Source organism: Glaciecola sp. 1036 (assembly GCF_050306235.1).
In the GTDB taxonomy this organism is placed as follows: Bacteria; Pseudomonadota; Gammaproteobacteria; order Enterobacterales; family Alteromonadaceae; genus Glaciecola.
In genome coordinates, this window is sequence record NZ_JBLWFH010000003.1 from 283,717 (window position 1) to 305,608 (window position 21,892).

Annotated in this window: 14 protein-coding genes; 7 read left to right on the plus strand and 7 right to left on the minus strand. The window is 40.8% G+C overall.

Features of this window, described 5'->3' with window-relative positions:
* The first annotated feature begins 65 nt into the window (after positions 1–65).
* From nspC to ACNKW3_RS06325, 6 genes are all read left to right on the plus strand, one after another.
* Positions 66–1,205, plus strand: a complete 1,140-nt coding sequence (gene nspC / locus ACNKW3_RS06300; RefSeq protein WP_427398428.1) for a carboxynorspermidine decarboxylase — start codon at positions 66–68, stop codon at positions 1,203–1,205.
* Between the two features lie 111 nt (positions 1,206–1,316).
* Positions 1,317–3,116, plus strand: coding sequence for a tetratricopeptide repeat-containing sulfotransferase family protein (locus ACNKW3_RS06305; protein WP_427398429.1), 1,800 nt, complete (start codon positions 1,317–1,319; stop codon positions 3,114–3,116).
* 229 nt (positions 3,117–3,345) lie between these two features.
* Positions 3,346–6,465, plus strand: coding sequence for a TonB-dependent receptor domain-containing protein (locus ACNKW3_RS06310; protein ID WP_427398430.1), 3,120 nt, complete (start codon positions 3,346–3,348; stop codon positions 6,463–6,465).
* Between the two features lie 242 nt (positions 6,466–6,707).
* Entirely contained in the window at positions 6,708–7,346 is a 639-nt protein-coding gene (gene udk / locus ACNKW3_RS06315) for a uridine kinase (RefSeq protein WP_427398431.1), read from the plus strand.
* Positions 7,343–8,566 (plus strand): NupC/NupG family nucleoside CNT transporter, encoded by a 1,224-nt coding sequence (locus tag ACNKW3_RS06320; RefSeq protein WP_427398432.1) that lies wholly within the window; start codon positions 7,343–7,345, stop codon positions 8,564–8,566. The genes udk and ACNKW3_RS06320 overlap by 4 nt, the downstream gene beginning before the upstream one ends.
* Before the next feature lie 62 nt (positions 8,567–8,628).
* On the plus strand, positions 8,629–9,468 hold the full coding sequence (locus ACNKW3_RS06325) for an isopenicillin N synthase family dioxygenase (RefSeq protein ID WP_427398433.1): 840 nt from the start codon (positions 8,629–8,631) through the stop codon (positions 9,466–9,468).
* Positions 9,469–9,474: 6 nt separating this feature from the next.
* On the opposite strand, the gene ACNKW3_RS06330 is transcribed toward ACNKW3_RS06325, so the two are convergent.
* The 5 genes from ACNKW3_RS06330 to ACNKW3_RS06350 form a co-directional block, all read right to left on the minus strand.
* On the minus strand, positions 9,475–10,626 hold the full coding sequence (locus ACNKW3_RS06330) for a tetratricopeptide repeat protein (RefSeq protein WP_427398434.1): 1,152 nt from the start codon (positions 10,624–10,626) through the stop codon (positions 9,475–9,477).
* 55 nt (positions 10,627–10,681) lie between these two features.
* Entirely contained in the window at positions 10,682–11,353 is a 672-nt protein-coding gene (locus ACNKW3_RS06335; RefSeq protein WP_427398435.1) for a 3'-5' exonuclease, read from the minus strand.
* Positions 11,353–13,185, minus strand: a complete 1,833-nt coding sequence (locus ACNKW3_RS06340; protein ID WP_427398436.1) for a DUF294 nucleotidyltransferase-like domain-containing protein — start codon at positions 13,183–13,185, stop codon at positions 11,353–11,355. The genes ACNKW3_RS06335 and ACNKW3_RS06340 overlap by 1 nt, the downstream gene beginning before the upstream one ends.
* Before the next feature lie 103 nt (positions 13,186–13,288).
* The gene (locus ACNKW3_RS06345; RefSeq protein ID WP_427398437.1) at positions 13,289–14,995 is read right to left on the minus strand and encodes a sodium:solute symporter family protein; all 1,707 of its coding nucleotides are present in this window, start codon (positions 14,993–14,995) and stop codon (positions 13,289–13,291) included.
* 3 nt (positions 14,996–14,998) lie between these two features.
* On the minus strand, positions 14,999–15,265 hold the full coding sequence (locus ACNKW3_RS06350; RefSeq protein WP_427398438.1) for a DUF4212 domain-containing protein: 267 nt from the start codon (positions 15,263–15,265) through the stop codon (positions 14,999–15,001).
* Between the two features lie 251 nt (positions 15,266–15,516).
* On the opposite strand from ACNKW3_RS06350, the gene ACNKW3_RS06355 reads away from it, so the two are divergent.
* Positions 15,517–18,960 carry a PAS domain-containing hybrid sensor histidine kinase/response regulator gene (locus ACNKW3_RS06355; RefSeq protein WP_427398439.1) on the plus strand — a complete coding sequence of 1,148 codons (3,444 nt, stop codon included), beginning with the start codon at positions 15,517–15,519 and terminating at the stop codon, positions 18,958–18,960.
* Here the strand turns inward: ACNKW3_RS06355 and ACNKW3_RS06360 are convergent.
* Positions 18,957–19,610 (minus strand): response regulator, encoded by a 654-nt coding sequence (locus ACNKW3_RS06360; RefSeq protein ID WP_427398440.1) that lies wholly within the window; start codon positions 19,608–19,610, stop codon positions 18,957–18,959. The two genes, ACNKW3_RS06355 and ACNKW3_RS06360, sit on opposite strands and share 4 nt — an antisense overlap.
* A 118-nt stretch (positions 19,611–19,728) precedes the next feature.
* Complete coding sequence (gene acs / locus ACNKW3_RS06365) at positions 19,729–21,672, minus strand: acetate--CoA ligase (protein WP_427398441.1); 1,944 nt, start codon at positions 21,670–21,672, stop codon at positions 19,729–19,731.
* Positions 21,673–21,892 lie beyond the last annotated feature (220 nt).

A 21,892-nucleotide genomic window follows, 5' to 3' on the forward strand; every position in this document is an offset into this window, starting at 1 on the left:
AGGTGAGTACCTGCAAGGAGCTCACCTTTATTTTATCCTCTTAGATACACAGGTAAATTTACGCAATGAATAATATCTTCTTGTCAGAAGCAATTCCCTCACCTTGTTATGTGTTAGAAGAAGCCAAATTAGAAGCTAACTTACAGTTATTGCAACGGGTTCAACAAGCAACTGGTGTGGATATTATTCTTGCTCTTAAAGGATTTTCCATGTGGTCGTGCTTTCCTATGGTCAAGCAGTACTTAAAAGGGGCTACTTCAAGTGGCGTGTGGGAAGCGAAATTAGCCCGAGAAGAAATCGGCGGCGATGTGCATGTATTTTCACCCGCTTACAAAGATTCTGATATGGATACCTTAGTCGGTTTGGTGAACCATATTTCATTTAATAGCCTTGCTCAGTGGTTTAAGTTTAAGCATCAAGTATTAACCAATGGGGTATCCGCAGGTTTACGCATTAATCCTGAAAACCAAGAAGCGGAAACACCTCTTTACGATCCTTGTGCCCCGGGCTCTCGTCTGGGAATTTTAGCAAAAGACATTCATGGCCAAGACCTATCGGGAATAGAAGGATTTCATTGCCACAATCTTTGTGAGTGTGATTCATATGCTGCCGAACGCACCCTAAACGCAATTGATGAAAAATTTGGGGAGTATTTGCCTCATCTTAAATGGCTAAATTTGGGAGGTGGTCATTTAATGACCCGTAAAGGGTACGACATTGAGCATATGATCTCAGTGCTGACCAGATTTAAAGCCAAGTATCCGAATTTGCAAATCATTTTAGAACCAGGCTCCGCTGTTGCATGGCAGACAGGCCCTTTAATTTGTGAGGTGGTCGATATTGTGCATAACGAAAGGGACATCGCCATTTTGGATATATCTGCCACCGCTCATATGCCGGACGTGTTAGAAATGCCTTACCGACCAAGTATTCTTGGTGCAGGCAAGCCCGGGGAAAAAGCGCATACTTATAAGTTTGGAGGAAATTCTTGTCTTGCTGGAGATGCGATTGAAGAATATAGCTTTGATAAGCCCTTGAATCCAGGCGATCGCATCGTGTTCGAAGATATGATGCACTACACCATGGTAAAAACCACGTTTTTTAATGGGGTACAACATCCTGCCATTGGCATTTTAAGAAAATCCGGCGAATTCGATCTTGTTCGTGAATTTAGTTATGAAGATTTTAAACATCGTCTATCTTAGTCACGTCAATAGCTGCTCGTAAATTCTCCTCTGAAGTTGCGAGCTATTGAAATAATTGTTAGCCTCAAGCCAATAGAATAATAAAACTTAAAAACAATTAGGTTATCACATATGGGCAACTCAGCCGATGCATTACAGGCCATTCAACAGCACATTGATAACCAAGAATTTACCCAAGCAATCAGCGCCCTAAAAAAACGCGTTACTCAATTCCCTCAAGACTATCAAGCATGGCTTTTATTGAGTCAATGTTTGTACAACACAGGCTTTTATAATGAAGCAGTCTTAGTAGGACAAAACGCTGAGAAATTTGACCCCTTACAACAATCTTTTTCTGACATACAGCAATTAATCCAATCGCAAAAATTCGCCCAAGCTGAAACACTGGCTGAAAAAATGTTGAATGAACAACCCGGCCACCCCAGAGCTATTTTTACTCTCGCCCATCTATCTCAGCAAAAGCAAGATTTACAAACAAGTAATACCTACTTAGCTCATGGGCTAGCGCATTCTCCAGCCAATCTTGTGCTTAGGCAAATGTATATTAATGGGTTGGAATCTTCAGGAGACTTTCAACAAGCGTTAGACAACCTAGACACGCTGGTCTCATTGCAAAAAAACTTTGCCAATTTATGGCGACAAATAAATTTGCGACTAAAGCTGGGGCAACATGAAGCTTCGTTGGATGCTTGTGCTGAGGCTGAGTCCTTATCGCAATTAAACCAACAACAAGGCAGTCAACTACAACTTGCCCGAGGGCAATGTCTGCGAATTTTGGGTAAACGCGATGACAGTATTAAAGCCCTAAAACAAAGCCTAAGGTTGAATCCGCAAAACGCTGACGCTTGGTGGGCATTAGCTGATATGAAAAATTATCAATTCACTGACCAAGACAAACAAGCTCTGACCGAGTTGTTGATGCGACCCGATGTGCCACAAATCAGTAAATGTCTTGCTACTTTTAGTTTGGCTAAAGCGTCCGAAAGTGACAAAGATAATGCGACCACTATGGCCCTATACAATAAGGCTAACCAGCTTTACAACCTAGACAGATACCAACCAGAAAACGTCGATAAAGAATTTGAATTGCGCAAACAAACCTTTTCAAAAACAGTGTTAGATACTCAAGCACCTTTAGATGCAAACGAACCAAGGCCGATTTTTATTTTAGGTTTACCCCGCTCTGGTTCTACCCTTGTGGAGCAAATACTTGCCAGTCATAGTCAAATTGAAGGAACCTTTGAGCAACCGACGATGGCTTGTATCGAGAGAAATGCCCATAACCTCTGCTTATCTCAACACAAAACTGGATTTTTTTCCGCCATCGAAAATTTAACACCCGAGCAATTGCACCGTCTTGGGCAGGACTATATCAAAAAAGGGGCGCTATTTAGGCAAACCAATAGACCTTTCTTCACTGACAAACAGCCTTTTAACTTTAGGCATATAGGGTTGATTCATAAAATCTTACCACAAGCACTGATTATCGACGTGCGTCGAAATCCCTTAGATTGTGGGTTTAGCTTGTATAAACAGTACTTCCCATCGGGTGTTGCTTTTAGTTTTAACCTGCAACATATAGCGCACTTTTATAACGCCTACGTAGATTTAATGACGCATTGGGAAACACTAATTCCAACCAACATTATCTCGGTGCAGTACGAAGAATTAATCCAAAATCCAGAAACACAAGTGCGTAAATTGTTAAAGGGTATTGGACTTGAGTACCAACAGCAATGCCTTAATTTTTATGCTTCTAAGCGAAAAGTGCATACGGCGAGTAGCGAACAAGTCAGGCAGCCTATTAATAACAAGGGAATAGGTAGTTGGAACCCGTTTGCGCAAGAATTACAACAATTAAAGGCCGCGTTGGACAAGAAAACCTTGCAAAGGTTCTCAACCTATCTTTAATTTGCTTGATATTTGAAATTTCACTTATTACTCTTATCTTTACGCACCGTATTAGTGCCATAGTTGCACCATAAGGGCGCTCAATTATCTTTAGCATATTCAAAATAAGCTGTAGAACGCTGTTTGCTTGAGATAAAACGTCTGGCACAAAGTATGCTTTTGTCACTTTTTTAAAAGACAGAAACGCTTTTGAATAATATATTTAATAGAAGCACAGGGTAAAACTATAATGAAGTCAAACAACACACCACGACTAAACATAAAGCGATCTACGGTTTCTCTATGTATAGCAACAGCATTAGGCATGTCTGTATCTGGATTTGCAGTTGCGCAGGAAGATGAAGAAAATGTAGAGGTTATTAATATCACAGGTTCTCGTATTCCTACAGACCCCAATGTTACCTCTTCAGTTCCATTACAATCTATAGACGAATCTGACATCAAATTATCAGGTGAGTTAAACTTGGCGGATATAGTGAATGATATTCCTGCACTTGTTTCGTCTTTAACTGCTGAAAACTCTACAACAGGTGCAAACGCCCTTAACTTAAGAGGTCTAGGTGAAGAAAGAACCTTAACCTTAGTGAATGGTCGTCGCCATGTGGCAGGTTTTAGAGGGACCTCTGCAGTTGACATAGGTACTATCCCAAGAGCGTTAGTAAAAAGTGTTGAAGTAACTACCGGTGGTGCATCTGCAGTTTATGGTGCAGATGCTGTGACAGGTGTTGTTAACTTTATTCTAAAAGACGACTTTGAAGGCTTTGAATTTGATGCCGTAGGTGTCGCACCTTTAGAAGGAGGTGGTGAAAGCTTCGGGTTTGATGTGCTTTACGGACAAAACTTTGATAACAGCAAGGGTAATATCGTTTTTGCTGCCACTATTGAAAGAGAAAATGATCTTACTTATGGCGAAAGAGACTGGTCGAAAGATAACGGCATTGCATCAGTGGAACCAAGAGCAAACCCTGATCCAAACGGTCCACCTAGAGCCGTCATCCATGATCCAAGATTTTGGTTAACATCACAACAAGGATCCATAGCACCAACCTTTGGTGGACGAGATGTTACTTATGTAGACATCAATGGTAATGGTATCCCAGACTGTCAAGAATCAGAAGCTGGCCGTACTGGATTCTTAGCTGGTTGCTGGATTACCAACCCAGATGGTTCAGTTAGCGTCAACCAAGATGGTACCGTATTGAACGGTCTTTGGGGTATTGGCGGTGACGGTGGAGCTATTAGTTTCAATCGTGATACGCTTTTCCCTGCCACAGATAAATTCGTTCTAAACTTGAACGGTAAATATGATTTTACTGATGATTTGTCTGGTTTCTTTGAAGCCAAATATGTGAAAGCGGAATCTACTACGTTTGCAGAACAAGACACTTTCTACGATACGCTTTTCATTCTACCTGATAACCCTTTTATTCCTGAGCAACTACTACCAGTAGTAGATGTGACTGGTGGTCTTTTACTAACTCAGGATCCACTTGATTTTAGTGATGACAACCCTTCTACTTATACCCGCGAAACTCAACGGTTTGTAGCTGGATTAGAGTGGTTTATTGCCGATGCTCATAGAGTTGAATTTTCGATCAATCACGGCAAATTCAAAAATACGTCAGAAACCACTGGTCTATATTTAGACAGAATTTTCGCTGCCATTGATGCAACTACAGATGATGATGGTAATATTGTATGTCGTTCTGATATTGATCCTAACGCCGCTTATGAAATTGATTATTTTACAGCCGGTAACGGGTATGCAGATGGTAACTTCTTTAGTGATAGATATTATTCTTTCACGCCTGGAGACGGTCAATGTGCGCCGTTGAATCCTTTTGGTACTTATTCAGCGAGTAAAGCTGCACAAGACTTTGTAACTTCTCATTTAACAGATGTGCTTGAAATAGAGCAAACGGTAGTGTCGTTGATCGCTAGTGGGGAATTCGATATCGGTGAATCTTTCTTAGACGGTGCTATTGGTTATGCTTCTGGTATCGAATATCGAGAAGAATCAAGTGACAATAGACAAGATTCATTAACACTTGGTATTTTGCCTGAAGGTTCGTCACTAACACCTGGCGCCTTTGTTGGTGACATAGATCCTTGGCTAAATAGTTTTACTAGCATTGATAACGACCGAGAATTTAATACGTCTGGTGAATACGATGTAGTTGACGCATTTTTAGAAGTACGTCTACCTATTTTTTATGATCGCGAATATGCCTATGAACTTACCATTGATGGTGCGGTTCGAGTAGCTGATTACTCAACACTTGGGAATGCAACCACTTGGAAAGCAGGTATTTCATATAGCCCAGTACAAGATATCAACTTCCGAGCCACATATTCAGAAGCAGTTAGAGCGCCTAATATTTCTGAATTATTTGACCCTAGATTACCAATTACCATTTCAGCCACAGCTGACCCTTGTGATCCTGGTAACGTAGATACTGGCACCTCGGTTAGACAAGCAAACTGTGTATCTTCTTTGCAAGCTGCAGGTGTAGCTGCTAGCGATATTTTAGACTCTGATGGTAACTACATTTGGGTAAACCCTCTCACCGGTCGTTTCTCAGGTACATCAGGTGGTAACCCTGAACTAGACGTTGAAACAGCTGAAACCCTAACGGTTGGATTCGTTTTCCGTCCAACGTTCCTTGAAGGTTTCACCCTAACGGTCGATTACTGGGATTTGCAAATTGATGATGCGATCTTAGCGGTTGGATCTGGCGACATATTAAATGGCTGTTTTGATTCTGCAAGCTATCCAGCTTTAGGATTCTGTGAGCAATTTACTCGCCGCGCAGACGGTGGTTTGAACGATTTAACAACAGGTCAAATTAACTTCGCACGCCAAGAAGCTGAAGGTTATGACGTGTCTGCAAGTTATGAGTTTACAATAGAAGAAAATCAATTTGGTGTGAGCTTAGTTGCTTCACATCAAAAAACTCTTAATAACTTCTTCAATCCACTGGATTTAACTGACGTAGATCCAGAAATTGAACAGGTTCAATTACCAAAAACTTCTGGAAATATTGAGCTAAGCTGGGCAAGAGGACCAATGTATATTGCGCTTCAGACTACTTATATGAGCAAGCAATCTGTTGATGAAATAGAGCTTGTTAGAGGTTTAAATGGTAACAACCCTCTTTACGGCGATGCTGGATTCTTTGATGATGTTTACATCTTCGATTTAGGAGCAAGTTACGAAATTGATGATTCATTCACTGTTTACGGTGGTATCAACAATATCTCTGATGAAGAACCTTATTCAACTCAAACCGCATGGCCAGTAGGACCTAGAGGACGTAGTTTATTCCTTGGTGTTAGCTACTCAATGTAATCAATAAAAACCCGCTGGATGTATGAGACTTGAAATCTTAATACATCCAGCTTTTTTATTTTTATTAACATGCTCTAACCTTTTTCCACTGCTTAAATACTAATCACTAGATTCAACTTTGTGTAAATTAATCGTCGAATTTGTCGCCAATTTATCTGAGTTTGCTGAAAATCTGCTAGTTTAAATTGATACAATTTGCAGCAACAGGTAAAGTGATAGAAACAGCGACAAATCTAACGTATATGCAAAAACCAATCATTATTGCGATTGCAGGAGCATCAGGCTCTGGTAAATCTTTATTCACGCAAAATTTAACTCTGAAGTTAGCCAAGAGTTCAACTAAAATTCTGGTACTTCAAGAAGATCATTATTACAAGTCTCAAGATCATATCCCATTAGAAAAAAGAGCAGATACAAATTATGACCATCCAGATGCTTTTGAACATGATCTGTTAGGACAGCACCTTCAACAAATTTTGATGGGCAATAGCATAGATTATCCCGAGTATTGCTATAAAACGCATACTCGACTGAAAGAAACCCAAACCATTAAAGCAGCGCCCATTATTATTATTGAAGGCATTATGCTGCTAACGCAAATACAACTGTTTAAATATTTCGATATCAAAGTCTTTGTTGATACTGCACTCGATGTTTGTTTAATGCGCCGGATGCTGCGCGATACTAATGAAAGAGGGCGAACCATAGAGTCTGTTGCTAAGCAATATGAAGAAACGGTAAAACCCATGTATCACAAGTTTATCGAACCCAGTAAAAATTTTGCCGATCTTATCATTCCACATGGCGGTGAAAATCACTTGGCTATCGACGTAGTCAGTGCTTATTTAGTAAACAATAATAATAATGGACAATTTCAATGATCAGTTTTTTAGGTATTTTATTTCTCTTTGGCGTCGCTATTGCCCTCTCGTCAAAACGTTCCTCAATTAATTGGCGAACAGTTGGCGGAGCCTTTGCCATTCAAGCGATTCTAGCCTGCTTCGTGCTTTATACTTCGGTCGGCGTAGACATACTAAATAGCATTACTTTATTTGTTCAAAACATTATTAACTACGGCACTGTGGGCATTGAATTTGTCTTTGGGCCACTAGGTAACCCAGGCAGTGAACGATCCCTTGGATTCATTTTCGCCTTTAATGTTCTCCCCGTAATTATCTTCTTCTCTTCCCTAATATCTGTTTTATACCACCTAAAAATCATGGAATTCGTAATAAAAATTATCGGTGGTGGATTAAATAAACTACTCCAAACCAGTAAACCTGAATCCATGTCTGCTGCTGCCAATATTTTTGTAGGACAAACTGAAGCACCTTTGATAGTAAAACCCTTTATTAGCAGCATGACCCGTTCAGAGTTATTCGCGGTTATGGTAGGTGGTTTAGCTTCCGTTGCGGGTTCAATTATGGCGGGATATTCCAGTATAGGCGTGGAATTAAAATATTTATTAGCCGCCAGTTTTATGGCTGCACCGGCGGGTCTAATGTTCGCTAAAATTTTAGAGCCAGAAACTGGCAAACCTAACCAAACTTTGACAGATGTCAAATCAAACGCAGAGGAATTTGCTAATGTATTAGACGCAGCGGCAAGTGGAGCTGCATCTGGTATGCGTTTAGCAGTAAATGTGGGTGCTATGTTACTTGCTTTCATCGCATTAATAGCCATGTTAAACGGAGTTCTGGGCTATGTTGGCGGACTATTCGGTTATGATACCCTCACCATTCAATCATTGCTTGGATACGTTTTCCAACCTGTAGCTTGGTTGATTGGCGTACCTTGGAGTGAAGCACAGTTAGCAGGCAGTTTCATTGGGCAAAAAATTGTTATTAACGAATTTATAGCTTATTCGGATTTCGTCGGCTATATGCCTGAGTTGTCAGTTACATCACAAGCAATTATCACCTTTGCATTGTGTGGTTTCGCTAATTTATCTTCAATTGCGATTTTATTAGGTGGTATAGGCGCTATGGCCCCAAATCGACGTCCTGACATCGCTCGGTTAGGCTTAAAGGCTGTACTGGCAGCAACACTTGCCAATTTAATGAGTGCAGCGCTTGCAGGTATATTCATTTCCTTGGCTTAAGCGCCAAGGATTCACTATAATTGCAGCCAATACGATAACGCAACGACAGAAAAGAGATTTAAATGAAATTAGAAGCAGTTGATTATCAATCGCCAACCGCAGCAAAAGACTTTGTGGAATCTTTACGCCAAACGGGTTTTGGTGTGCTTAAAAACCACCCTATATCACAACAAAAGGTCAGTGATATTTATCAGCATTGGGCGGCTTTTTTTAATTCAGATGAAAAACAGGCATTCACCTACAAAAAAGATACTCAGGATGGTTTTTTTCCCAAATCAGTATCAGAGGTAGCCAAAGGCTTTAAGAAAAAAGATATTAAAGAATATTATCATTATTATCCTTGGGGCCAGTGCCCTGCGCATTTAAAGCAAGAAATTCACGAGTATTATGAAAGTACCCTTTCATTAGCTACCCAGTTATTAAATTGGATAGAAGAATATTCTCCCAATGACGTCAGCGACAAATACCGTGAACCCCTTTCTAATATGATAAAAGACAGCGGTCAAACATTGTTGCGAATTTTGCATTATCCACCTTTAGAAGGTACTGAAGAGCCTGATGCGATTCGTGCTGCGGCTCACGAAGATATAAACTTAATCACCATTTTACCTGCTGCCAATGAACCAGGTTTACAAGTAAAAGCTAAAGACGGTAGTTGGTTAGATGTGCCATCTGATTTTGGTAATCTAATCGTCAACATTGGCGATATGTTACAAGAAGCATCAGGCCATTATTTCCCTTCTACAACACATAGGGTTATAAACCCCGAAGGTACGGATGTAACTAAGGCACGTATCTCATTGCCTCTGTTTTTGCATCCTAGACCAGATGTAGTCTTATCTGATCGTTACACCGCAGACTCTTACCTTAAAGAGAGACTTGCTGAACTAGGTGTTGCCTAAAATTCATTAGGTAGCACTTGCTAACAAAGATATCTTATTCGCATAGTGATCAGCTATGCGAGTATCCCCCGCTTTGTCGTGAGCTTTCTCCAACGCTTTCTTAGATGCATCTAACTCACCGATTCGATATAAAGCTCTGGCAAGACCAAAATAGAACTGATGAGGCTTATGGTTAATTTGGATAGCCCGATTAAAATGCTTTATTGCTTGCTGAGGATTATTCGCTTGAAGCGAAGTTTCCCCTAGCATCATATGATAATAGGGGTTTTTAGACCGTTTTTTATGCAAGGTACTTTGCATTGTTTGCGCTTGTTCTTCGCGATCTGTTAAGCGATAAAGTACTGCCAAATTTTCATAGGCGGTATTAAATTCAGGATCTAAGTAAAGGGCATATTGATAGGCTTTTTCCGCATCCTCTGGCAAACCATGTTGGCGATACAAGGCACCTAAATTCAACCAAGTGCCTTCATTTTTCGGGTAAGCTTCTAGCGCTTTTACAAAATAAGCAAAGGCTTTTGACGGTGAATTCATTAATAGATGTTCGGCGCCTTTATTGTTATAGAAATTCGCCACAATTTGTTGTTTGGTTAGCTCTTTTTCAGGGAATTTAGAAATACCGGGTTGTGGATCAAAATCTACTATCATGTCGCGAAGAAAAAGTGGATGAGACCCCTTTATCACCTTTGCTTTAATGCGCAAGTTCACATGATCATTTAAAAGGGTATAACCGTTTCTTCTCGTCCAAAACTCTGGTATTTCAACTTCTTGGAAATCTGCTTTTATGCCCAGATGCTGCAACATAGCATAGGTCATTATAGTTAAAGATAAGCAATTCGCTTCTGCGGCTTCAAAGGTTTCACTGGCGGTAGTATTGGCGTTTGAAGAGTAGTCTAGGTTTAATTCCGTTCGACTAAAAATAGCTCTAAGTAATTCTGTTACTTTACCATCGTGAGTAACTTGACCCGCCGCGTGTTTATCTACGAAAGATTTTGCTTCATCGGTAAGGTAAAAAATATCTTCTGGTGATTCTACCGAATGCCCCTGATAGTCATCGAAAGCATAGGTATTTAAAACCGGCATCTCGACTTGCTTCGAGAATGAAGTGCAACCGCTCATCAGCAAAATTGATAGCGTGAAAGTTAATAGTTTTACAAACATATATCCCCCCATTCAAGGCCGATAACACTGTTTGTTTATCCCTCACGACAGCGTTTTAACCGCCTAATGTAAATGTTTGAATCGCCCTAGTATGAGAAAGTTCAATTAAATTCATATGCCCATTCTTATTCAAACTATACAATTGAGCGTATAACAGACTTAAGGTTGCCAACGCATCGTCCAGTGCATTGTGCTCTGGAGCAGGCGGCAAACTAAAATATTTTCTGCAACTAGAGAGTTGAACCCCACCTTTGGGAATAAAACCTTGGCTTTTTTCCAATACATATATTTGTAATAGCATAGTATCAATTGTGGTAACTGTCTTGGGTGGTAATGCCAATAACTTCCATAATTTACTTATCATCTTAATATCTAGGTTTGCATTATGAAAAATCCAAACATGGCTATCTACCATGGATTCCAATTGAAGAATATGTTCCTTTATGTGTGAGCCTTTGGCAATTTCTTTGGCTGTTAAACCATGTATGACCGGACTTTGTTTTAAGTCCCCTTTTGCTCTAACAACCTGATAATGGGCGGTATTTAAATTGATGGAAAAATTTTGCCCCTTAATCCAACCTATAGATGTTACTTTAGCCTTGTCAGTATCTAAGTCAGTAAACTCCAAATCGATAGCTAAAAATGGCAACTCTGAATATCTCGAATGCTTAAATTTATCAGGAATGGGATGACGCCCAAGCACTACCTTTTTGATAAAATCTAACATTAACCAATACCACCAGAAAATTTAAGTACAGCGCCTTGTTGCGCGCGGTGTATTGCTTGAAAAGCAGCTTTTAACTGGTGCTTTTCAATAGATGAAAGGTCGCTCACTCTAATTAAATTATCTTGCACCTTATTGGTCAATTGATGGCGCCAACGCAATCGATTTAAAAACAACCAAATATCGCGCAAATTATTACGGTCTTTGTCTGACAATCCAGATGCGGTAGAAATATTCTTTAAACGCGCCACTGTTGCAGGCATTTTTAACCCTTCAGACAAGGCATAAAGACGCACCAGACTATTGATAATAGCCACCGCTGAACATTTAATATCTATGCTGTCTTTGTGTTCAGCATTTTTGACATAAACAAATTTCTGAAACATCGATAAAGGCACACTTTCTTCATTGACTTGTCTTGCCAGCGCAGCTAAAAACATGCTCTTTTTAAATAAAGGCACTCTAGCTTCTTGGAGCTTTGCAAACAGCGAGGTATCGCCAGCGGCCGCCCTAGCATCTAAAAAGATATTAAAATGCAACATGGCTTTTGGCGTTGGACTACGCACCCATCGCTCTGATTCTTTGATGGCTTCGTCTACCGAGTTTCGTAACTCTGGATTTGACGCCATAATATTGCCAGGGCATAGTTTGATGCCACATTTGGCCAAGCCCATACAAACGTAACCAGCCATTTCTTCAAAGTAGGTCGCTTCTTGTTCGTTTGGATCTCGCTCTAATAACAAAGCATTATCTTGATCCGACCCCATAACCTGATCTTCTCTTGCTTGTGATCCATATACCAGCCAACAATATCGCATGGGGGCTTGCCCATGCTTTTGTTGAAAAAAGGTAATCAATTTCCGGGTCATGATGTCCGTGGCTTGAGAAAGTACTTTACCGGCAATGTCAAAGTCACCAGCGCGTTTGGCTGATGAAGATAAGAAGTGCGGAATTTGCCATGAACGGTCGACCAGCTCAGATAAATTTTCTGACTTTGAAAGATCACTGATAATAAAAAGTACATTACTGCGTTGCTGTTTTGAGATATCCGTATTGGTAATCATGCCCACGGCTTCACCTGTTACAGCATCTAAAACAGGTAGGTGATTGATGCCAAACTCATTGAGTTTTCCGACTGCATCAAATATGGTTTTATGGTTGGTTAAAAAGGCTGGATTCTCTGTCATCACCTGCTTTACGGGGAATTGAATATTTAGGCCTTCAGCAACCACTCTATTGCGCAAGTCTCTGTCCGTAATAATGCCAATTAACTTTTGTTCTTCCATGACCAATACTGAAGAAACCTTGTGTTTTTTCATCTTTTGCGCACAGGACTGTATGCTGGCGGTAGGTGCAATGGTCACAGGAGCTTTACTCACCACCTCTGATAAAGGTTTGTATAGCCACATGGAATTAGCGTCAGTTACGGCTTGATTTTGTAATTCATCATTGTGGGACGCTCTAAAGAACCTTGAGAACTTGGGATCATCCATAGCCGAGGTAAAATATGTGTGATTAACGATTAAGATGAGTCCAGGACTATCAACGACGATAGAAAGTTTGTAGCTAACATCGTCTAGCAAACTTGGAAAATTAAAGTAATCACCATCACTTAAATGCTTAATAGGTCCATCGCAATCTTTTACTGCAAACTGTCCACTTTGAATAATAAAGAGTTCGCGACCATATTGCTCTATCATTTCTTGCTTATTTTCATCCGCTAAATAAATAAGCTGACTATTTTGCGCAATCTCTTTTAGACGTTCGGTAGGCAATTCATCGAATGGCCCTTGTTGCTCTAGAAAGTCCAGTATTTGCTGTGCAGTTTCTGACATGTTGCGATCCCTGATTTTCAAATTAACACTATGGGTTTTGATCGGAAAAAGGCCCAGCATTTGCTGGGCCTTGCACGAGTATTGCTAGTTGAGCTTACCCAGATTAGTGAGCTGAGGCTTCACCTGCTCCTTTAGGGAAACGAATACTCTCAACCAATTCTTGAATTTCTTGTGGTGCTTCATCTGTCATTTTGAACACAATGAAAGCAACTACGAAATTCACAACCATACCAATTGAACCAATACCTTCTGGTGAAATACCTAGGAACCAATTGTCTGGTGTATTTAACGATGGGTTGATGAACTTGAAGTATACGATATAGGCCGTAGTAAATAATATACCAGAAACCATACCTGCTATCGCACCCTTGTCATTCATACGCTTGCTGAAGATACCCATGATGATTGCTGGGAAGAAGCTCGATGCCGCTAAGCCGAAGGCGAAGGCCACCACTTGTCCCACGAATCCTGGAGGATTCACACCAAAGTACCCTGCAATTAAGATTGCCACTGCCGCTGCTATACGAGCACTGAGCAATTCCCCTTTATCAGAGATATCCGGCATGAGCGTTTTCTTCATTAAATCGTGTGAAACCGAAGTTGATATTACCAATAGGAGACCAGCAGATGTTGACAATGCTGCTGCTACCCCACCGGCAGCTACCAATGCGATGACCCATGCAGGTAAATCAGCAATCTCTGGGTTTGCCAATACCATGATGTCGCGGTCAATCTTCATCTCATTACGGTCATCACCTGAATAGAACATTTTACCATCGTTGTTCTTATCAGTATGCGTAATAAGACCTGTCTTCTCCCAGTTAACAATCCAAGTAGGCGCATTCGCATACTCTGTACCTTGAGCGTCTGGACCGTTAATCGTTTCGATCATGTTAACGCGAGCAAAAGCAGCTAATGAAGGCGCTGTAGTGTAAAGAATTGCAATGAATAGCAATGCCCAACCAGCTGACTTACGTGCATCAGATACTTTAGGTACAGTGAAGAAGCGAACGATTACGTGTGGAAGACCAGCAGTACCTACCATAAGTGCTAAGGTAATACAGAACACATCGATCATGGATTTACTACCGTCGGTGTACTGATTAAACCCGAGTTCGGTGGATAGCCCATCTAATTTATCAAGTAGATAAACACCTGATCCATCAGCTAAGGTTGCACCAAAACCAGTTTGTGGTAATACGTGACCTGTCACCAAGATTGAGATAAATACCGCAGGTACTAAATAAGCGAAAATTAATACGCAATATTGAGCAACCTGAGTATAGGTAATGCCTTTCATTCCACCTAATACAGTATAGAAGAATACAATCGCCATACCGATAACAACACCGGCTACGATATCAACTTCTAAGAAACGGCTGAATACCACACCTACACCACGCATTTGTCCAGCTACGTAAGTAAAGCAGACAAAGATGGCGCAAATTACTGCTACTGTACGAGCAGTTTGCGAGTAATAACGGTCACCGATGAAGTCAGGAACAGTGAACTTACCAAATTTACGTAAGTAAGGTGCTAAACAAAGTGCTAATAGTACATAACCCCCTGTCCAACCCATCAAATACACTGCACCGTCGTACCCCATGAAAGAAATAAGACCAGCCATTGAGATGAATGAAGCAGCAGACATCCAGTCAGCGGCTGTTGCCATACCATTCATCACTGGAGGAACACCACCACCAGCAACATAGAATTCATTTGTTGAACCAGCACGGGCCCAAATTGCTATTCCGATGTAGAGAAGAAAACTCGCCCCTACAATTATAAACGTAAGCGTTTGTACATCCATCTTTTAGTCCTCTTCTACGCCGTATTTTTTATCTAACGCATTCATTTTCTTCATGTAGATAAATATCAAAGCAACAAATACATAAATTGAACCCTGTTGCGCAAACCAGAATCCAAGCTTAAAGCCAAAGAATCTTATTGCGTTGAGCTGTTCAACAAATAGAATGCCGGCGCCGAATGAAACGACGAACCAGACTGCCAATAGGATAAAAAGAAGGGAGAGATTCTCCTTCCAATATGCCTTTTGATCGTTTTCGTTTTTAAAAGCCATTGTTTGTCCTCACCAAATTAACGAGCTGTTATTTTTTTAACATTCTTGTAACCACAAGAAATTGTCTAAAAATCCTTCAATCAAATGCAACCCAAAAAAATAAGTTACGTGCAGAACCCAAAAGATTTAAGGGATATTGCTACTCTAGAGAGGTATGAGAAATTTCAAAATGCGACAATAGTCTTACTATGATAGTATTAGTGTTGATTGTGTTACTCTAGAAATTGTTAAAACCTTGTATAGGAATTTACATGTCGATCGGTTGGCTGGTACTGGCTCTAGCTTATTTATTTGTTTTATTTTGGGTGGCAAAATGGGGTGACAAAAACACGCCTACAGCCAGATGGATAACCTCTCATCCTTTAGTCTACTGTCTAGCATTAGGAATATATTGTACTGCTTGGACTTTCTTTGGCGCAGTTGGACAATCCAGTCAACAACCTTGGATGTTTATGCCCATTTTTCTTGGGCCCATCATTGTTTATGTGATTTTTAACAGCTTTATTTATAAGCTAACCCACGTAAGTAAAAAACAACATATTATTACTATTTCCGATTTTATTGGCTCCAGATACGGTAAACGCCAAATTGTGTCCTTACTGGTGACCATGATTGCTTTGATGGCAACCATTCCTTATATAGCGCTACAGCTCAAAGCTATCGGCAGTACTTTTGGCGCAGTAACTAATCAAGACGATAACCAACTTATTGTGGTACTTGCCAGTTTGTTCATGGCCGGTTTCGCCATGTACTTTGGCACACGTAATACGGATGTAACCCAATATCGCCGAGGTTTAATGCTAGCCATTTCATTTGAATCTATTATTAAGTTAATGGCGTTAATATTGGTCGCAACTATTGGTTATAGCTATTGGAAATCCAATAATGATGGCTCAATTCTCGCCCACTACTTCTCCGAAAATAGTTTGGTCAATTTAAGTTCCTTTACGTTTTGGGCACAAACCCTAATGGCGGGAGCCGCAGTGATTTGTTTACCCCGACAATTTCACATTACCGTGATTGATAACTTGCATCTTAGTCACATTAAAATCGCGCGCTTTGCATTTCCTTTGTACCTTTTAGCCATTGCTATTACTATTCCTGTTATCGCTTCTGCAGGGAATTCTCTATTTGCAGGTCAAGGTATTGAAGGTGATAGTTATGTGATTAACATTGCCTTGTTAGCAGACTCATTGTTACTTGAAGCCATAGTTTTTATGGGAGGCTTGTCCGCAGCAACTGCTATGATCATTGTTGCTACCTTGACATTAAGTACCATGATTACAAACGATGTTATTCTGCCAAAATTAATGGACAAGGAAGCTGGTCAATTTACCAATAAAGTAAAACGCATTAAACGTATTCGCCGTGGCGTCATTTTTGTTATTTTACTACTGGCCTTTTTATATCAACAGCAATTGACCCATCAAGCACCCCTTGCCTCTATAGGTTTGCTTGCTTTTTCTTTAGTAATTCAATTATTGCCGGCCATTGTTGGTGGTCTCTACTGGGAAAAAGGTCATGCTCATGGCGTCTTTGCGGGATTAACAGCCGGTTTTACTGTCTGGGTCATGTATCTGCTAATGCCATTGCTCGAACCCAATACAAATGGCTACCAGACCGAGGTACTGAGCAAAGGGGCGATAATCAGCCTAATAGTAAACACTGCTGCATACATCGGATTTTCGATGTTTGCCAAACCAAGATTTATCGATCGTATCCAAGCTAAAATATTTGTTCGACCAACGGCTTTAGAAGCGCCACCGTCCAATTCTATATTTGAAGTAACGGTACACGATTTAAAAACCTTAATTAATCGTTTTACCGGCCCACAACGCTCACAACAGGTGTTTGAAGATTATGAAAAACAGAATCAGTTAACCCTAAGCGACACTGATAGAATAAGTGAGCGATTACTCTCTTATTGCGAGAGAGTTCTAGGCGGTGTTGTGGGAGCTAGTAGTGCTAAAGCGCTAATTGATAGTTTGGTTAAAGGTAAAAAGCTAGACATCACTGAAGTCGTAAGCTTTTTTGATGACACCACTCAGGCAATGCAATTCAACATGACGGCCTTGCTAACATCCTTAGAAAACATCTCTCAAGGTATTAGCGTTGTAGACAAGAATTTGAATTTGGTGGCTTGGAATAAACGATATTTGGATTTATTTAACTATCCAGATGGTTTAGTAAAAGTGGGATTACCTATTGAGCGCTTAATTCGCCACAACGTGTTGCGAGGTTCATGTGGTCCAGGTGAAGTAGATTCCGAGGTAGCAAAACGCCTAGAACATATGCGCAACGGCACGCCGCACAAATTCGTGCGTCAAAGAGACGATGGCCGCGTAATAGAAATGGTTGGAAACCCCTTACCCGGGGGTGGTTTTGTTACTAGTTTCCATGACATTACAGGCCACGTTGAAATTCAACAAGCACTAAAAGAATCGAATATCGATTTGGAAGCTAGGGTTGCTAAACGTACTGAAGAGGTGCACTCCATTAATGCTGAACTACGATTAGAAATTGAACGCCGGAACAAGCTAGAAAAATCCCTCATCAGAGCGCGAAAAGAAGCGGAAGATGCTAACGAAAGTAAAACCCGATTCTTGGCCCTTGCCAGTCATGATGTATTACAACCATTAAATGCAGCTAAGCTGTATTTAACCGTACTAGAAGAAGCAAATTTAGATACTGATATAAAAACAGTCGTTAGTAAACTGACCGATTCGGTGGTTTCAAGTGAGAACTTGATTAGCACTATCTTGGATATCTCTCGCTTAGATCAAGGTGAACTCAATCCTTTTATCGAAACAGTCAATGTTAAAGAAGTAATTACACCCGTTATGAATGAATTATCAATGCGCGCTAAAGAGAAAGGACTAGATTTTCGAGCGCGAGTGCAAGATTGCTGGGTATCGGCGGATAAAACCTATTTATATCGCATTGTACAAAACCTAGTATCAAACGCGGTGAAATATACCAAAAAAGGCAAAGTATTAGTTACCGTTCGAGTCATTGGTGATCAGGTAAAAATTGAAGTGCGCGATACAGGGATAGGAATCCCAGAGTTACAACAAGCGGCTATATTTTCCGATTTTTATCGAGTTAAAAATTCCGATGAAAAAGGTATAGGTCTAGGATTAGGGGTAGTAAAGCGTCTAAGCCAACAACTTGATTGCCAGATAAAAGTTATTTCACAAGAAAATCATGGCTCTTGTTTTACCGTTCAATTTAGAAAAGTGGACGCGCCAGAAATAGCGAAAGTAGTCAAATCACCGCTGCAAATGGTGTTTAGTAAACTGAAAATTCTCTGCATAGATGATCAGCAAGAAAACCTCGATGCAATGAGAACGCTATTAAACAAATGGGGTTGCACTGTCGAAGTCGCTAGAAACTATGAGATTGGACTAGAAAAGGCCAAAGAGTTCGATCCTCATATACTATTGGTCGATTATCAATTAGGTAAAGGCCCAGATGGCCTCGAAATTATCGATTTAATACGCCAGCAGCAAAATATAATTCTACCGGCATGTTTAGTCACGGCGAAACGCGGAGATGATTTGTTGAAGCTGTGTAATGAACAAGGGGTTAACTACTTAGCCAAACCCCTAAAACCGGCAAAATTAAGATCGCTATTGCAAACCATGAGTAAATTCATTCGACACGCAGGTGTAGAAGAAAATGAAAAGGCCAGCTAGACCTCTTCCCCTGTAGGAGGTTCTAATTGAAGCTGTGAAGCTATCAAAACCGCTTGCGTGCGATTATTGATGCCTAATTTTCTGAAAATCGCAGTTACGTGAGCTTTTACTGTCGCTTCAGCAATATCCAAATTGTAACCTATTTGCTTATTGAGTAATCCATCTCGCATGTAACAAAGCACTTTGTATTGTGAAGGCGTAAGGCTGGCCACGTTTTCAGCTAAGGTGGTAAATTCGTCATCGAGCAACTCAATTTGCTGTCTGAGCTTCTCTGGTACCCAAACATCACCTTCTAAAATTGCATTGATTGCATCGGTAATTTCACGTGCACTGGCGGTTTTCGGAATAAAGCCGGACGCGCCTAAACCTACAATTTTTGAAATCAACGCCGTGTCTTCTGTACCAGACACAACTGCTATAGGTAAATCAGGAAATTGCTTTTGAATATGCAAAAAACCAAACAGATCACTACTGCCTGGCATATGTAAATCGAGAAGAAGTAAATCAACTTCGCTTTTCATCAGTTGATTAACAGTGCCATTTAAATCTTCAGATTCCAGAATTTTTAATTCTGAAAAGTTCATATTGAGCGCACCTTTAAGCGCATCTCTATAGAGGGGGTGATCATCGGCGATTAACAGAGTAATCATACCAAGTTCCTTGTATGCTACGTAAGACCTCAAGTTTAACAATTTGTTAAAGCCTTGCAACTCTTTCTCACGATTGCTCTGATGAAAATAAAAAAGGCGAGCTAAGCTCGCCTGATTATTATTTATTTAGGCGGTTATCAATCAGCTTATCGACTACTGAAGGATCTGCCAAAGTTGAGGTGTCACCTAGTTGCTCGTATTCATTGGCGGCAATTTTACGCAGAATTCGGCGCATAATTTTACCAGAGCGAGTTTTAGGCAAACCTGAGGTCCATTGAATTAAATCAGGAGTAGCGATTGGGCTCAGTTCTTTACGCACCCAAGCACGAATTTCCTTAGTTAACTCATCGTTCGCTTCCACACCTTCATTTGGGGTCACATAGACGTATATGCCTTGGCCTTTAATGTCATGTGGATAACCAACCACAGCGGCTTCAGCAATTAACTTATGAGCTACCAGTGCGGATTCAATTTCGGCAGTACCTAATCGGTGGCCGGAGACGTTAAGTACATCATCCACTCGTCCAGTGATCCAGTAATACCCATCTTCGTCACGACGTGCACCGTCGCCGGTGAAGTATACGTCTGGATAAGCACTGAAATAGGTTTCTATGAATCTCTGATGGTTGTTATAAACCGTTCGAGCCTGACTTGGCCAGCTATCTTTTATGACCAAGTTACCCTCAGTGGCACCTTCTAGCTCTTTACCTTCAGCATCAAACAATGCAGGTTGTACACCAAACATTGGACGCGTGGCTGAACCCGGTTTAAGAGCGGTAGATGCTGGTAGAGGGGTGATCATCATGCCACCGGTTTCTGTTTGCCACCAAGTGTCTATGATTGGGCATTTTGATTGACCAAACACTTTGTAATACCATTCCCAAGCTTCTGGGTTAATGGGCTCACCCACTGAACCTAGAATTCGCAATGAAGAAACATCGCAACCTTCAACCGGTTTTTCGCCATGAGCCATTAGCGCTCGAATAGCAGTCGGCGCAGTATAAAGTTGATTCACTTTGTATTTCTCTACAACTTGAGCAATACGGCGCACATCAGGATAAGTTGGAACACCTTCAAAGAATACTTGGGTTGCACCTGTCGCTAGAGGACCATAGGTCATATAACTGTGACCAGTGATCCAACCCACATCCGCTGTACACCAATAGATATCGTCTTCTTTGTAATCAAATGCGTATTGGAAAGTAAGTGCAGTGTAGAGCAAGTATCCACCGGTAGAATGTACAACCCCTTTTGGTTGACCTGTAGAACCCGACGTATACAGAATGAATAGCGGATCTTCAGCGTTCATCACTTCAGGTTCACATTGCGCAGCACATTCTTCTACTAGTTCATGCCACCAGACATCAACATCAGAATTCCACTGCACATCACCACCAGTAAGTTTGTGCACAAGAACTGCAGAGATACTTGGACAAGCGCCATTGGCCACGGCTTCATCGACGTTAGCTTTCAAAGGTACACTGCGACCAGCACGACGGCCTTCGTCACATGTGATAATAACTTTCGCATCACTGTCGTTTATACGATCGGCGATGGCATTTGGTGAGAAGCCACCGAAAATAACTGAATGCACAGCACCGATGCGAGCGCACGCTAGCATTGCATAAGCTGCGTGTGGCACCATAGGCATGTAAATAGCGACTCTATCACCTTTTCCTACGCCAAGCTTTTTCAAACCATTGGCTAATTTACATACTTCGTAGTGCAATTGTTGATAAGTTACTTTTTCTTCGTCTTCTGGGCTATCACCTTCCCACAACAATGCCACTTTCTTGGCATTCTTTTCTAAATGACGATCAATACAGTTATAGCTGGCGTTCAATTCACCATCTTCAAACCATTTAATACTGCAATTGTCTTGGCTGAAACTTGTATTTTTTATTTTGGTCGGTTTTGTATACCAATCCAACAAGTCGACTTGCTTCGACCAGAATCCCTCAGGATCTGTAACTGACTCTTGATACATCTTTTGATAGTCAGCGTCGCTAAAATGAGTTCCTTGTGTTAGTGCTTCTGGCACTGGATAAGTTTTGGCACTCACAGTTTTGCCTCCGTTAAAGCTTGTTAGTACAGGATTACAATAGTCATCTTCCTATTTTTAAAAATGAGACTTTGGTATTAACGCCATATTTCGAGGTTTACGATTCCTGTTAACACAAATGAATCCGTTGGCTAACATACTCATAACACCTTAGTCGCAGTCTAAACGAAAACGCCCTCTAGCTTCAAATTTTGAACACATTTCTATTTGTTGGAGAGAT